Genomic DNA, 14,542 nt, shown 5'->3' on the forward strand with positions numbered 1-14,542 from the left:
CTTATGGATTTTCTGAAAAACTTTAGCCTCGTCCTAATCTTATTGATTTCAATATCAAGCTTTTCGCAAATATCTGGAAAAGTGACAGATACTGTTGGCAATCCTTTGCAAAATGTAAATGTTTATGAAGACAATACCTTTAATGGAACGACAACCAACAAAAATGGCGAGTTCAGATTGAATATTGATATTGAAGATAAAAGTCTCATTATTTTTAAGTTTTTAGGTTTTGAAACTCAAAAAATTGAAGTCACTTCAGAAAATTCAACTGAATATTTAGAAGTTGAAATGATCGATAAAGTCACGAGTTTAGATGATGTTGTGATTCAAAATGATGAAGATCCAGCTATTAGAATTATTCAAAATGCCATTGCAGAGCGCAAAAAAAACTTGGCTAGAATCCAACAATTTAAAGCAGAGTTTTATTCCAAAGGTTTATGGGAAGTTGAAAATGTTCCTGAAAAAATTATGGGTCAGGAAGTTGGCGATATGGGTGGAAGTTTAGATTCTACTAGAAGTGGCGTGGTTTACCTCAGCGAAACCGTATCTGACATTGCTTATCAAAGTCCTGATCGATTCAAGGAAAACATAATCGCTTCTAAAGTTAGTGGTAATGACAATGGATTCAGTTTCAATTCTGCACAAGATTTTGATGTGTCTTTTTACAGAAACACGGTGGATTTAGGTAAAAACCTCGTGTCGCCAATTGCTAATTTTGCTTTCAATTATTATGACTACAAATTAGAAGGAACGTTTTATGATGATAATGGATTTTTAATCAACAAGGTGAAAGTAATTCCAAAACGACCAAATGACATCGTTTTCAGTGGTTATATCTATATTATAGAAGACACTTGGGAAATTTATGGTGTGGAATTGAAAACTACTGGAAAATCTATTCAAGTTGAAGTGGTTGAAGAAATTAATTTCAACCAAACTTTCACTTATAGTGAAGCAAATGAATTTTGGGTGTTGTTTTCTCAAAAAATTGATTTCAATTGGAAAATATTTGGTATTTCTGGAGAAGGTAATTTCGTGGCATCTTATAAAAATTATGATTTTGAACCGAATTTTGAAGAGGATTTTTTCAACAAAGCGGTGGTCACTTTCGAAGAAAATGCCAATCAAAAAGACAGCTTGTATTGGGAACGCAATCGTCCGATACCATTGACTAATTTAGAGGTTAGAGATTATCAAAGAAAAGACAGTATTCAAACTGTGTGGAATTCTCCTGCGTACAAAGATTCTGTGGACACGGCTCGAAATAAATTCAAATTGCTAGATCCTATTTTAGGATATAATTGGCAAAATTCATTTACACATCAAGAAGCAGGTTTTGGCGGATTGACTGGCTTAAGATACAACACAGTTCAAGGATTCAACATCAACACAGATTTATATTACAGGCAAAAAGATACCGCTGGCACGTATCGGAAATTTTGGGAAATAAGAAGCGATATCAGTTATGGATTTTCAGACGAACGCTTTCGTACTTCAGCAACTTTTAGAAAAAAATTCAATAATTTTTCTGATCCTTACCTTACTATTTCTGGTGGAATAAAAACAGAACAAATCAACAACACCAATCCGATTAGTCCTTTGGTTTCGTCTGTAGCTTCAGTGTTTTTTGAAAGAAATTATCTGAAATTATATGATAAAATTTTCGCTCGTGTTGCTTACAGCGAAGAGTTTTGGAACGGCATTCAGTTGAATACTGGTTTAGAATTTCAACGCAGAAAAGCATTGATTAATGCGACAAATTCACAAATAATCGGTGATGATAATGGCGGTTTCACTTCTAATAATCCATTAGCACCACTCGATTTTGGATCCAAACTTTTCCCTTCACACAATATTCTAAAGTTTAATCTGAGCGGTAGAATTCATTTTAACCAAACTTACACATTGACGCCAAATGGCAAATACAATAACTACAGCAACAAATACCCTGTGTTGAGTTTCAATTACCAAAAGGGATTTCTATCGGATATTAGCGATTACAATTTTGATGTTTTGAAAACCAGAATTACGCATGATTTTGATATTTCAAGATTTGGAAACTTTGCTTATAGTTTGAACGGAGGATTATTTTTCAATGCAGATGACATTTCATTTTTAGATTACAAGCATTTTGATGGCAATCAAACTCGAATTGGTTCTTCTACAAATTATTTGAACAAATTCAACCTTCTGCCCTACTATGCGTTGTCGACAAACGAAAATTATGCAGATGTACATTTCGAACATAATTTTAATGGCTATATTTTAAATAAAATCCCGTTGTTGAATAAATTGAATTTCAATCTGATTGCTGGAGCGAAATCGCTATTTACGGCCAACAACAAGCCATACTCAGAATTCTCTTTAGGTTTGGACAACTTAGGTTTTGGTCAGATTAGATTTTTCAGAATAGATTACGTCAAACCTTACCAAGGCGGTTGGCAAAGTGGAGCATTTATATTTGGATTGAATTTTATCGGCGATTTATAAAGTTATTCTTTGATAATTCGCTTGATTATTTGTTGATTTAATGAAGTAGAAATTTTCATCAAATAGATTCCTGAATTCAAAGTATTCAAATCGAACTGATAGTAATTTGGACTATAAAATGCTAAGAGTTTTTGCCCTTTTAAATTAAAGACTTCAAGACTTTGTATTTCAGCTTTTGTTTGAATATTAATTGAATTTTCAAAAGGATTTGGACTAATTGTGAAAGAAATCCGTTCTGTTTCAGGAATGCTCAAATCTTCGCAGTCAATTGCATTTCCATTTTCTGAAAAGAATTCACCTTGATTAACCCACCAATTTTCCCTACTTCCACCACTTCCTGAAAGCCAACTATTCAGGTTGAAAGTGTTTGTTGCATCGCTAGTTCCTGAAATTTTGTAAGCTTTAACGGCTTCATTGTTCAAATCCCAAGTCAATGCAGTGTTTTCCATCAATGTTTCTGGTTGAAAATCTATCAGACAATTCGCTTGTATGAAATAAGCAAAATCATCAAAATTTGGGAAATCACCAAAAACTGAAGCTTGGCCAGTTTCATCAATAACAACGGCAGTATATTCTTCAACTCCAATTCCAAAAGCACGTTCACCAGTTTCTGCAACAATTCTAGAGAGGAAAACGGTATGACGCGCACGACGATCAGGATTATCGTAATGCGTATCCGTAATGGTCTGACTTAGGAAAGGTAAATCTAAAAAATCGCTTTTACCTATGGAAACTTCATCTGCCATTGGATCGGACATCGCTTCTGAAGAAGTCACGGTTCCGTTGAGTGCATCGAAATAAAACTCACCTAGGATTGCCATTCCAGCACTAGTTCCACCAATTGGCGCTTGTTTTGTGTTAATGTGTGCATCGAGTAAATCTTCAATAGCGTTGTCCTTGAAAAAATTTACATAATCTGCCTGGTCGCCACCAGCAAACCAAATGACTTCTGCTTGAGCAATAGCATTCAATACATAATTGTCTGCTGCAGCATTTTCATTATGAATCACAAGCGTTTCAACTGAATTCAGGTTAACGCCCAATTGGTTCATCATGTAATCATTATAGCCATCGCTGCCAGAAGTTCTCAAAACTAAAACATCACCAGAATCTGCACGATTCAAAAGCCACTGCATGGCATTGTCGTTTTCAGTTGCTCCGCCCATCAGGCAAATACCAAATTCTGGATTTGTCGAAATATCGTTTCCGCTTCCGACTTTAAAACTGGTGTAATTTTGTGCTTGTATTTGAAGAGAAACTGAAAATATTAATAGTACAAAAAGTGATTTCATAGCTTCAAGCTTTATCTTCTAATAAAGGTACAAAACGAAATTCACCAAATGTTTCTTTTTCAAATTTTTTGACAGATTGACGCTTTAGGAGAGTCATAATTTGTGGATCTTCACCAACAGGAATCACCATTCTGCCGCCAACTTTTAGTTGTGATAGAAGTGCTTTAGGAATGTAAGGTGCGCCAGCTGTTACAATAATTTTATCGAAAGGCGCAAATTCCGGTAAACCTTTATAACCATCTCCAAAACTCATGTATTTTGGTCGATAGCCGATTTTTTGAAGAAAATTTTTGGTTTTTTTATAAAGTTCCAATTGACGCTCGATGGTATAAACTTTAGCGCCAAGTTCACAAAGTGCTGCCGCTTGGTAACCACTTCCTGTTCCGACTTCCAAAATTTTTTCGCCAGATTTCACTTGCAATAATTCAGTTTGAAAAGCAACCGTATAAGGTTGAGAAATCGTTTGCCCTGCAGCGATTGGAAAGGCTTTGTCTTGATACGCATGATCTTCAAAACTACTATCCATAAATAAATGTCGCGGTATAGCGTTAATTGCTGCCAATACTTTTTCGTCTTTAATGCCTTTTTCTCGAATTTGTTCTACTAGTATTTTTCGCTTTCCTTGCTGCCGATAACTGTCTTCCAATGCTTTAACTTATTTTAATTGCGAGAGTAAAATTAGAAAAAAATCCTAAAGAGTTTAACTTATTAAACATCGATTTTACGTTTATTTTTATCTTGAATTTAGTTCAACAAAGCTGAAAGTAAATTAAAAATAAAGCTTCGGAGTTTTAATATGTTCAAAAATGACTTGATAAGGCTTTAGAAACAACTTTAACTTAAAAAGAAATGTTACTTTTGTGAAAAACCATAAATTTTATGCTAAAAGTAGGGGTTTTAGGCGCAGGTCATCTTGGTAAAATTCATCTGAGATTGCTCAAGGAATCAAAAAAATACAATTTAATTGGTTTTCATGATACCAATGCTACATCTGCCACCAATATAGAAAAAGAATTCGGTTATCAACATTTTGAAGATTATGATGAATTATTAAAATCTGTTGATGTTATTGACATTGTCACACCAACATTATCTCACTTTGTCATGGCAAAAAAAGCTATACAATCTGGTGTTCATGTCTTTATAGAAAAACCAATTACCAACACTGTTGCTGAAGCCGCAGAATTAATTCGTTTGGCAAAAGAAAACAAAGTCAAAGGACAGGTTGGACATGTGGAACGATTCAATCCTGCATTTCGTGCAGCAATTGACAAAATAGACCAGCCGATGTTCATCGAAACGCATCGTTTGGCTGAGTTCAATCCGCGTGGTACTGATGTTCCGGTGGTTTTAGATTTGATGATTCACGATATCGATGCTATTTTGAGTATTGTCGATTCTAAAGTGAAAAAAGTAAATGCCAGTGGCGTTTCTGTAATTTCTGAAACACCAGATATTGCAAATGCTAGGATTGAGTTTGAAAATTCTTGCGTGGCAAATTTAACCGCTAGTCGAATTTCTTTGAAAAATATGCGTAAATCCAGATTTTTCCAAAGAGATGCTTATATTTCAGTAGATTTTTTGGAAAAAGTAACTGAGGTGGTCAAAATGAAAGATGCGCCTGAGGAGCCTGGTGATTTCGATATGATTTTGCAGAATGCAGAAGGCGTCAAAAAGCAAATTTATTTTGACAATCCCGACATTAAAGTCAACAATGCGATTTTAGATGAATTGGAAACTTTTGCCGATGCAATAAATAATGACACCGAGCCAATTGTGACTTTAGAACAAGCCACTGAAGCCTTGCGTGTCGCCATACAGGTTATTGAAGCATTTGAAAAATAAACATACACAATCATAAATTTTATAACTATGAAAAATATTGCGATTATAGGTGCAGGAACTATGGGAAATGGCATTGCACATACGTTTGCTCAATTTGATTATAAGGTAAGTTTAATCGATATTTCGAAAGAAAGTTTAGATAAAGGTATTGCTACGATCACCAAAAATTTAGACAGGATGGTCGCTAAAGAAAAAATCTCTGAAGATGATAAAAACCGAACTTTAAGCAATATCACAACTTACACAGATATGGCTAAAGGTGCAGAATATGCGGGTTTAGTAGTGGAAGCAGCAACTGAAAACGAAAAAATAAAATTAGATATTTTCAGAGAATTGGATAAAGTTTGTCCAGATGAAACAATTTTAGCGAGTAACACAAGTTCGATTCCGATTACAAAAATAGCAGCCGTAACGAACAGACCTAAGCAAGTCATCGGAATGCACTTTATGAATCCTGTGCCGATTATGAAATTGGTTGAAATTATTCGCGGTTACAATACCAGTGACGAAACTACAAGTACTATTGTTGAATTGTCCAAAAACTTGAAAAAAGTACCAACAGAAGTCAATGATTATCCAGGATTTGTAGCCAATAGAATCTTAATGCCAATGATCAACGAAGCGGTTGAAACTTTGTACAACAACGTCGCTGGTGTCAAAGAAATTGACACCGTGATGAAACTTGGTATGGCTCACCCAATGGGACCACTTCAATTGGCAGATTTCATTGGTCTAGACGTTTGTTTATCTATTTTGGAAGTCATGTACGACGGATTCAAAAACCCAAAATATGCGCCTTGCCCACTATTAGTGAATATGGTTCGTGCGGGTAAAATGGGTGTAAAATCTGGAGAAGGTTTTTACGACTATAGCGAAAGCAAAAAGGCAGAAAAAGTATCTGAACAATTCACAAGCTAAGAATGCCGAAAGTCATCCCATTCAAAGCAACGCGTCCTACGCGTGATAAAGTGAGTCTAATTGCTTCTCGTCCGTATGAAAGTTATTCTAAATCGGAACGAGAAGCAAGACTAGACCACAATCCCTATTCATTTTTGCATATCGTAAATCCAGGTTATAAATATCATACTGAAATTTCTGGTGAAGAACGATTCAATTTAGTTAAAAATCGGTTTGAAGAATTTAAGGAAGATTGCAACTTCAAACAAGATGAAAGTGCTTGTTTTTACCTACACAAAATCGTTCATAGAAATGAAGTTGAATTTATAGGAATAGTTGGTGCTGCGAGTGTTGAAGACTACGAAAACGATCTTATTAAAAAACATGAAAATACGATTTCAGAAAAAACAGAAGTTTTTACAGAATATTTAAAAACAGTTCATTTCAATGCAGATCCAGTTTTACTTACTTATCCCGATAATTCTGAAATAGAAAATATTGCCAAAAATTTAATGGCAAATCGTGCTGAATATGAATTCACAACCACTTCTCACGAAACACATTATTTTTGGGTTATTGATCAAAAAGATATGATTGAAACTATCTGTTCTGAATTTCAAAAGATGAGTCATTTTTATATTGCAGATGGTCATCACAGAAGTTCGTCATCAGTAGCTTTGAAACAATCGCTTGCAAAGGACAACCCAAAGCATACTGGTGAAGAAGCCTACAATTTTTTTATGGGATTCTTCATTCCAGAAAGCCAACTAAAAATCTACGAATTCAACCGATTGGTAAAAGATTTGAATGGTTTGACTAAGGACGAATTTCTGATTAAACTAGATGCGAATTATAAAATAGAAAATTTAAAACAACATTACTACAAGCCTAGCCAAAAACATCACTTCAGCATGTATTTGGATGGTGATTTTTATGCATTAAAATTAAGAAAAAAGAGCTATAATTTTGAAGATGCACTATCAGAATTGGATGCTCAAATTTTATACGATACAATTTTGAAGCCAATTCTCGGTATAGAAAATTTGAAAAACAGCCCAAGATTATCTTATGCACAAAGTCAAAAAGATATGGCTTATGTCAAAGGTGCAGTAGACCAAGGAAAATACCAAGTTGGTTTTGGAATGTTTCCAGTCACGATAAAGGATATCAAAACCATTGCCGATGAAGGCTTGGTCATGCCACCAAAAACAACCTATATCGAACCAAAATTGAGAAGTGGTATTTCTATCTACGAGTTTTAAAGGAATTCACTTTCAGCACATTATCAAGTATTCATAATTTTTAGCTTTAAATAGCAAAAAAAGTGAAATCCACGTCTTGTTTTTCGCCATATTATCCTTAATTTAGAATCCGTTTAATATACAATTTTCAATGAAAACATTTGGTTAGCGTGTATAAAATCAGTGGAAAATTTAATAAAGTAAATTTAAATTAATCAGGCTTACCAATGCAGTTATTTAACGATAAAAACAGGCTTCACTATTTAGAAAGTTTAAATCTTTTGAATACAGGAAAAAATTCTGATTTCGACGATTTGACTGAACTTGCTTCTGAAATTTGTGAAATTCCGATTTGTGTGCTTTCGTTTTTTGGAGATTTAAACTTATATTGTAAATCTGCATTTGGAGTTTCTAAAACTAGTATTTCTATTTCAAATACGATTTGCCAAAACTTAATTATTGACAACAAAGAAAATCTTGTCATAAACGATATCAAAGCATGTAATTTTTATGAAAAAACCATTCCTAAAACAGAAATTGAATTTTACGCTGGTGTAAAGCTCAAAACCAGTTCTGGAATCATTTTAGGCACTTTATGTGTTTTAGACAAAAAACCCAATCAAATTTCAGATAAGAAACTGAAATACTTGCAAACTATTGCCAAGCAAATCACTAAAATTATTGAACTGAAAGCCGCTGAAGCCGATTTAAAAATCAAGTCTGACAAGCTTAAAGAAGATGCCAATCTTTATCATAATTTCATAGACAAAACACCTGTTGACGGTATTTTGTGGGAAGCTGATGCTGAAACATTTCAAAATACATATGTAAGTCCTCAAGCTAAAAAAATACTGGGGTATGAAACTGAAAAATGGATTACAGACAAAGATTTTTGGGAAAATCACTTACATCCGGAAGATAGAAATTGGGCTATTGATTTTTGTAAAAATGAGGTAAAACATAGACGAAATCATATTTTTACTTACAGGATGCTAACCAAAAGTGGAGATTACAAATGGATCCAAGACAGAGTACAAGTTTTCAAGAACGAAAATGACCGACTTACCTTAAGAGGAATCATGCTGGATGTAACTCAGCAAAGAAATAATGAAATTCAGCTATCTCAAGAACAAATTTTCAATCGTGATATTATAAAGAATTTACCGAATATTTTATATCTTATCGATGAAGATCAAAATTTCATACTTTGGAATAACAAATTAGAAGTAGTCACTGGTTATAAGCCTTTTGAAATCAAAAAGATGAAACCTCTAGATTTTTTTAATGAATATTCAAAAAATCTTATTCAAAAGCATATAAACAAAGTCAGGACAAAAGGTCAAACTTCAGTCAAAACCAATTTACAAATCAAAAGTGGAAAATTGATACCTCATCAGTTTTCAGCTTCAATTATAGATTACAAAGGCAGAAAATGTATAATTGGAACAGCGGTTAACGTTGGTGAAGCAGAATTACAATCTAAGATTGAAAGTGCTGAAACTCAACTTTTAACTAATATCATCAATCAACAATTTGACTTTAAAACATCTTTGGATGAATATTTGAAAGATTTAGAAAATATTTTTCCTGAGATGCACATTAGCATTCAAAATATTATAGATAAAAAAATAAAACCGTTGTCTTCTCCTTCTATGCCAAAAGCATACCACGACATGATTGATGGGGTTGAGATTGGCAAAAACATTGGTTCGTGCGGCGCGTCAGCTTTTTCAGGACAAACTATCATTGCAGAAGACATCAACACTCATAAAAATTGGGAAGATTTCAAACATCTTATACTACCTTTTGGCTACCGTTCTTGCTGGTCTACACCAATTTTTGGAGAAAATAAAAAAGTGATTTCTACATTTGCAATCTATTATAAAACTCCAAGAAAGCCATCTAAAAAAGAATTACTTTTTTTCAAAAGAAGCGCTTCACTTTTGAGCGTAATTTTCCAAAATAATAAAAGACAAAAAGTCATTAAAGACAATCTTAAAACTTATAAATACGTCAACTTAGCAACAAAGGATGTCATTTTCAACTGGCAACTCAACGAAAATAAAATATTTTGGAAAGATAGTTTAAAATCTTGCTTTGGATATGAAAATCCAAGTTCTCTACAAAGTCCTGATTTTTTTTGGAATAATTGCCACCCAGAAGACAAGCAATACCTAAAAGATACAATTAAGAATGCCATAGAAAAAAACAAAAAAAGATGGCAAGCAAATTTTAGATTTCGGTATGCAAAAGGTGACTATGCATACGTAAAATGTTTTGGATATATACTTAGAACACCTGATGGAAAAGCAGACTGCACTATTGGTATTCTAAGAGACATAACCTTGGAACACCAAGCCCGTGAAAAACAATTATTATTGGAAAGTGCCATAGAAAATAGCACAGACGCTGTCTTGATTACAGAAGCAAATCCGATTTCTGAACCTGGCCCAAGAATTGTATATGTAAACCAAGCTTTTACAAAAATGACTGGTTATAAAGAAGCTGAAGTTATAGGTAAAACACCCCGAATTTTGCAAGGACCAGAAACCAACAGAGAAGGTCTTGATAAGGTAAGAAAAGATTTAGAAAAATCCCATTCTACAGAATTAACTACAATTAATTATAAAAAAAATGGAGATCCGTTTTGGATAAATTTTAAAATAAACGGGGTTAAAAATCAAAAAGGAGAATTCACTCATTTAATTGCTATAGAACGAGATGTTACTAAGCAGAAGCAAAAAGAAATCAGAGATTTAATAAAGATAGAAATCAGTCAGATTTTCAACCAGACCAAAACTTTAAAGAGAACTTTAAAAAAAGTACTAAAGTATTTTTCTAGACTTTCGGACTTTCATTTGGCAGAAGTTTGGCTTACAAATAACGATCAAACTAAAATAAGTTTAATTAATCATTATTCAGAAGAATTAGGAAGCGAAGAATTTTATAAAGAAACTAGCCACGAACATATTTATGAAAAAGGTGAAGGTTTACCAGGTATTGTTTGGGAAAGACAAGAAATTGTTTCCATCAATAATAGCCCGGAAAACAAAAATTTATTAAGAAAGAAAATCTTTGATAAATCAGGCATCAAAAAACTTATTGGCTTGCCAGTTATATATAATAATAATGTAGTCGCTGTTTTTATTTTTGGCTTGAAACAAACTTATATTGATATAAGCAATTTAAAATTCTACATAAACAGTTTACAGTCAACTTTGGGCGGAGAAATAAACCGTAAAAAAATTGAAGATAACTTGAACAAAGTTTTTGCGACAGTTCCCGATATTATTTGTGTTATTGATGAAAATGGTCAAATCAAAAAAATGAATAAAAACGGATGCAAATTACTTGGGCATGCTGAAGAAGAATTATTCAATATGAAACTTCAAGATTTTATTCATAAGGAAGATTCTTCTGAAGAATTCAACAAGCTTTTGAAAAAATCAGTTTATCAATCCAAAATTCAATTACAAAATAGGTTTCAAGATAAAAATGGAGAAATAATGTTCCTGAATTGGACGTTTAGCCATTCCAAAGAAGATCACCAAATCTATGGTGTAGCAAGAGATGTGACTGAAAGACAAAAGCATATTCTTGCGATCGAAGCCCAAAACAAAGCCCTAAAAGATATCGCTTGGAAACAATCTCACGAAGTGAGAGCACCACTTACTAAAATTATGGCTTTAGTTGATCTTTTAGAAGATGTCATCGAGGATAAAAATGAAATGAAAGAAATTTTATCCATGATTGCAGTATCTGCAAAATCACTTGATGAAATTATTCACGAAATCGTACATCGCACACAAAAATTTGATAATGTTTAAATATCGCTTTCACAGACATAAAGCTTTATTTTTCGATTATCTTTGAAATAAAAAATAATTTATGGAATTTTCCATTTCAGAAAAAATCAAAGAATTTAAAGCAGAATTAGGCGAAAATGTTGATTTAGTTGCAGTTTCAAAAACCAAACCTAACCAGGATTTGATGGAAGCCTACGATGCTGGGCAGCGTAATTTTGGTGAAAATAAAGTTCAAGAAATGACTGACAAGTCGGAAGCTTTACCAAAAGACATTCAGTGGCATATGGTTGGGCATGTCCAAACCAACAAAGTAAAATATATGGCGCCTTATGTGAATTTAATTCATGCGGTTCATAAAATGAAATTGCTCAAGGAAATCAATAAACGTGCTGAAGAAAATGATCGCATTATCAACTGTTTACTGCAAGTGAAAATTGCCGAGGAAGATTCAAAATACGGTATGTCACCAGAAGAGTTAAGAGCTTTTCTAAAAGACGAAAAACTTTCAGAATTAAAAAATGTGAATCTTAAAGGACTAATGGGAATGGCAACTTTCACAGACGATGAAGCACAAATTCACAGAGAATTTTCAGTTTTAAAATCACTTTACGACGAAGTTTCTCAAGAAATGCCAGATTTCGACACGCTTTCTATGGGAATGAGTGGCGACTACAAAATAGCTCTTGAACATGGCAGCAATATGGTGCGCATTGGTAGCTCTATTTTTGGCGCTAGAAAATAAAATTAATTTACATTTACTGAAATTCATCAATTTCTATGAATCCACAATTTGATGTCGTTATTATTGGCAGTGGCCCCGCAGGCGCTTCAGCAGCTTTTGAATTGGCCGAGAGCAATCTAAAAGTTGCAATTATTGAAAAAGAAAAACTACCACGTTATAAAACTTGTGGCGGTGGTTTGGTGTATCGCGGGAGACGCCATCTTCCATTTGAAATTTCTGAAGCTGTAGAAAGAGAATTTTTCGATGTTGACATCAGGTTTGATGCTAAGAAATTAGCTTTCAAAACCAAAAGAGACAGGCCAATTATCAGCATGATTATGCGCGATGATTTTGACCATTTGATCACCAAAAAGGCTGAAAAACTTGGTGTAACGATATTTGAAGAAGAACAATTACTAGCTTTGGAATTGGGCGAAATTGCCAAGCTAAAAACCAGTCGACGAGAAATTACTACTAAATTTGTAATCGCTGCGGATGGCGCGTTAAGTCCAACTTCAAAAATGGCTGGTTGGCAAGAAACGCGAATGATGTGTCCAGCTTTGGAATACGAAATAAAAGTCCCTGAAGCAGATTTCGAAAGTTTATCAACTTCAGCCAGATTCGATATTGATGTTGTTCCTTATGGCTATGGCTGGTGTTTTCCTAAAGCAAAACATTTATCGATTGGTGTCGGAAATTTTATGAAAGCCAAAAAGGGAATCGATTTGAAATCTCATTATCAAACATATTTGAAAACATTGGGAATTTCTGAAATTTTAGAATCTGAAGCGCATGGCTTTATCATTCCAATTTCACCTAGAAAAGATGGTTTTGTTAAGCAAAATGTATTTTTGTGTGGTGATGCAGCAGGTTTTGCAGATCCTGTAACTGCTGAGGGTATTTCCAATGCAATTTACAGTGGAATTTTAGCTGCAAAATCTATTACTGAAAGCGATTTAGATTTAGAAAAAGCTAAGCAAATTTATCAATCGAAACTTGAAGAAAAATTAATTCCTGAGCTGAATATCGGCGTGCGTTTAGCTGAATTATTTTATCAAAATAAAACCACTAGAAATTTACTTTTGAAAAAATTTGGACAGCGAGCCGCAGAATATATGACCGATATTTTTATGGGAGACCGCTCCTACCCTGCCGATTTCAAACAAAAAATAAAACAAAAATTGAAGTTGAAACTTTAATTTAAAAAAGAGTAAACATGAATATTCTTGGCATTTCTGGTTCAGCGAGTAAAAATAGCAGCAATTTTTATTTGTTGAAAAGTATTCAGAAATTAATTCAAGATAAACATCAAATGGAAGTTTACGAAGGTTTGGATGAATTTCAATTATTCTCACCGCAACTTTTGGAATCTGGAATTCCAGAAAATATTCAACATTTCAAACAAAAATTAGAAGATGCTGATGCGGTTATCATCAGCACGCCAGAATATACGCACAACATTCCTGCTGTTTTGAAAAACATGATTGAATGGTGTACACACTCTGGGGAATTTTCTGAAAAACGCGTATTGCCAATTACTTTTACACCAAAAGAGCCACGCGGAGAATTTGCTATGAAATCACTGTTACAATCTTTACAAACCATGCAATCTAAAATCGTTAGCCAATTACCACTTTACAAAACTGATATGAAAGTGCATCACGAAACAATTGAACTTGATGAAGAAACAAAAGAGATGATTAATACTGCAATTTCACTTTTGGGTTGATTTTAAAACAAAAAAAGACGCTTAAAAAAGCGCCTTTTTGACTAATTCAAAAACTCTAAAACTATTTGATTGTGATTTGCTTTGGTGGTTTTGGTTTAGCTTCTTCCTTTTTAGGAATGCTCACACGCAACACACCGTTTACATAATTTGCTGAAATTTTTTCACCATCAGCAGTTGTTGGCAAAGTAAAAGTTCTTTTGAAAGACTGATAACTGAATTCTTTTCTAGTAAAACGTTCGCCTTCTTTTTCTTCATTTTCAAATTTCTTTTCTGAAGAAATACGCAACTCGTCATTATTCAATTCGATGTTAAAGTCTTCTTTCTCTAGACCTGGAGCTGCCATTTCTACTTCAAAACGATCATCGTTTTCTTTGATATTTACCGAAGGCATTGTTGTATTTGGTTCGGTAAAATCTGGAGACATTAAGTCTGTATTAAACAATCTATCCAATAAACTTAGATTCTGATTAGAAAATTTTGCTGGTATCATAATTTGTTTTTTTTAATGTTAAACTTACTCT

Annotated in this window: 11 protein-coding genes; 8 read left to right on the forward strand and 3 right to left on the reverse strand. The window is 33.5% G+C overall.

Going from position 1 to position 14,542, the window contains the following annotated elements; genetic code table 11:
• The first annotated feature begins 3 nt into the window (after nucleotides 1-3).
• A complete protein-coding gene (locus EIG86_RS11580; protein ID WP_127846345.1) occupies nucleotides 4-2,490 on the forward strand; it encodes a DUF5686 and carboxypeptidase regulatory-like domain-containing protein in 2,487 nt (828 codons plus the stop codon).
• A gap of 2 nt (nucleotides 2,491-2,492) precedes the next feature.
• Here EIG86_RS11580 and EIG86_RS11585 read toward each other — a convergent pair whose 3' ends face one another.
• Together EIG86_RS11585 and EIG86_RS11590 are read right to left on the reverse strand one after the other, a co-directional pair.
• Nucleotides 2,493-3,782, reverse strand: a complete 1,290-nt coding sequence (locus EIG86_RS11585) for a T9SS type A sorting domain-containing protein (RefSeq protein WP_127846346.1) — start codon at nucleotides 3,780-3,782, stop codon at nucleotides 2,493-2,495.
• A gap of 4 nt (nucleotides 3,783-3,786) precedes the next feature.
• Nucleotides 3,787-4,428, reverse strand: coding sequence for a protein-L-isoaspartate(D-aspartate) O-methyltransferase (locus EIG86_RS11590; protein WP_127846347.1), 642 nt, complete (start codon nucleotides 4,426-4,428; stop codon nucleotides 3,787-3,789).
• Between the two features lie 233 nt (nucleotides 4,429-4,661).
• On the opposite strand from EIG86_RS11590, the gene EIG86_RS11595 reads away from it, so the two are divergent.
• From EIG86_RS11595 to EIG86_RS11625, 7 genes are all read left to right on the forward strand, one after another.
• On the forward strand, nucleotides 4,662-5,627 hold the full coding sequence (locus EIG86_RS11595; RefSeq protein WP_127846348.1) for a Gfo/Idh/MocA family protein: 966 nt from the start codon (nucleotides 4,662-4,664) through the stop codon (nucleotides 5,625-5,627).
• 27 nt (nucleotides 5,628-5,654) lie between these two features.
• The gene (locus tag EIG86_RS11600) at nucleotides 5,655-6,545 is read left to right on the forward strand and encodes a 3-hydroxybutyryl-CoA dehydrogenase (protein WP_127846349.1); all 891 of its coding nucleotides are present in this window, start codon (nucleotides 5,655-5,657) and stop codon (nucleotides 6,543-6,545) included.
• Nucleotides 6,546-6,547: 2 nt separating this feature from the next.
• Entirely contained in the window at nucleotides 6,548-7,786 is a 1,239-nt protein-coding gene (locus EIG86_RS11605; RefSeq protein ID WP_127846350.1) for a DUF1015 domain-containing protein, read from the forward strand.
• A gap of 206 nt (nucleotides 7,787-7,992) precedes the next feature.
• The gene (locus EIG86_RS11610; protein ID WP_127846351.1) at nucleotides 7,993-11,592 is read left to right on the forward strand and encodes a PAS domain S-box protein; all 3,600 of its coding nucleotides are present in this window, start codon (nucleotides 7,993-7,995) and stop codon (nucleotides 11,590-11,592) included.
• 61 nt (nucleotides 11,593-11,653) lie between these two features.
• A complete protein-coding gene (locus EIG86_RS11615) occupies nucleotides 11,654-12,313 on the forward strand; it encodes a YggS family pyridoxal phosphate-dependent enzyme (RefSeq protein WP_127846352.1) in 660 nt (219 codons plus the stop codon).
• A 35-nt stretch (nucleotides 12,314-12,348) separates the two neighbouring features.
• The gene (locus tag EIG86_RS11620) at nucleotides 12,349-13,491 is read left to right on the forward strand and encodes a geranylgeranyl reductase family protein (protein ID WP_127846353.1); all 1,143 of its coding nucleotides are present in this window, start codon (nucleotides 12,349-12,351) and stop codon (nucleotides 13,489-13,491) included.
• 17 nt (nucleotides 13,492-13,508) lie between these two features.
• The gene (locus EIG86_RS11625) at nucleotides 13,509-14,021 is read left to right on the forward strand and encodes an NADPH-dependent FMN reductase (RefSeq protein WP_127846354.1); all 513 of its coding nucleotides are present in this window, start codon (nucleotides 13,509-13,511) and stop codon (nucleotides 14,019-14,021) included.
• A 61-nt stretch (nucleotides 14,022-14,082) separates the two neighbouring features.
• On the opposite strand, the gene EIG86_RS11630 is transcribed toward EIG86_RS11625, so the two are convergent.
• The gene (locus EIG86_RS11630) at nucleotides 14,083-14,511 is read right to left on the reverse strand and encodes an Hsp20/alpha crystallin family protein (protein ID WP_127846355.1); all 429 of its coding nucleotides are present in this window, start codon (nucleotides 14,509-14,511) and stop codon (nucleotides 14,083-14,085) included.
• Nucleotides 14,512-14,542: the final 31 nt, after the last annotated feature.

Source organism: Psychroflexus aestuariivivens (assembly GCF_004010055.1).
GTDB lineage: Bacteria > Bacteroidota > Bacteroidia > Flavobacteriales > Flavobacteriaceae > Psychroflexus > Psychroflexus aestuariivivens.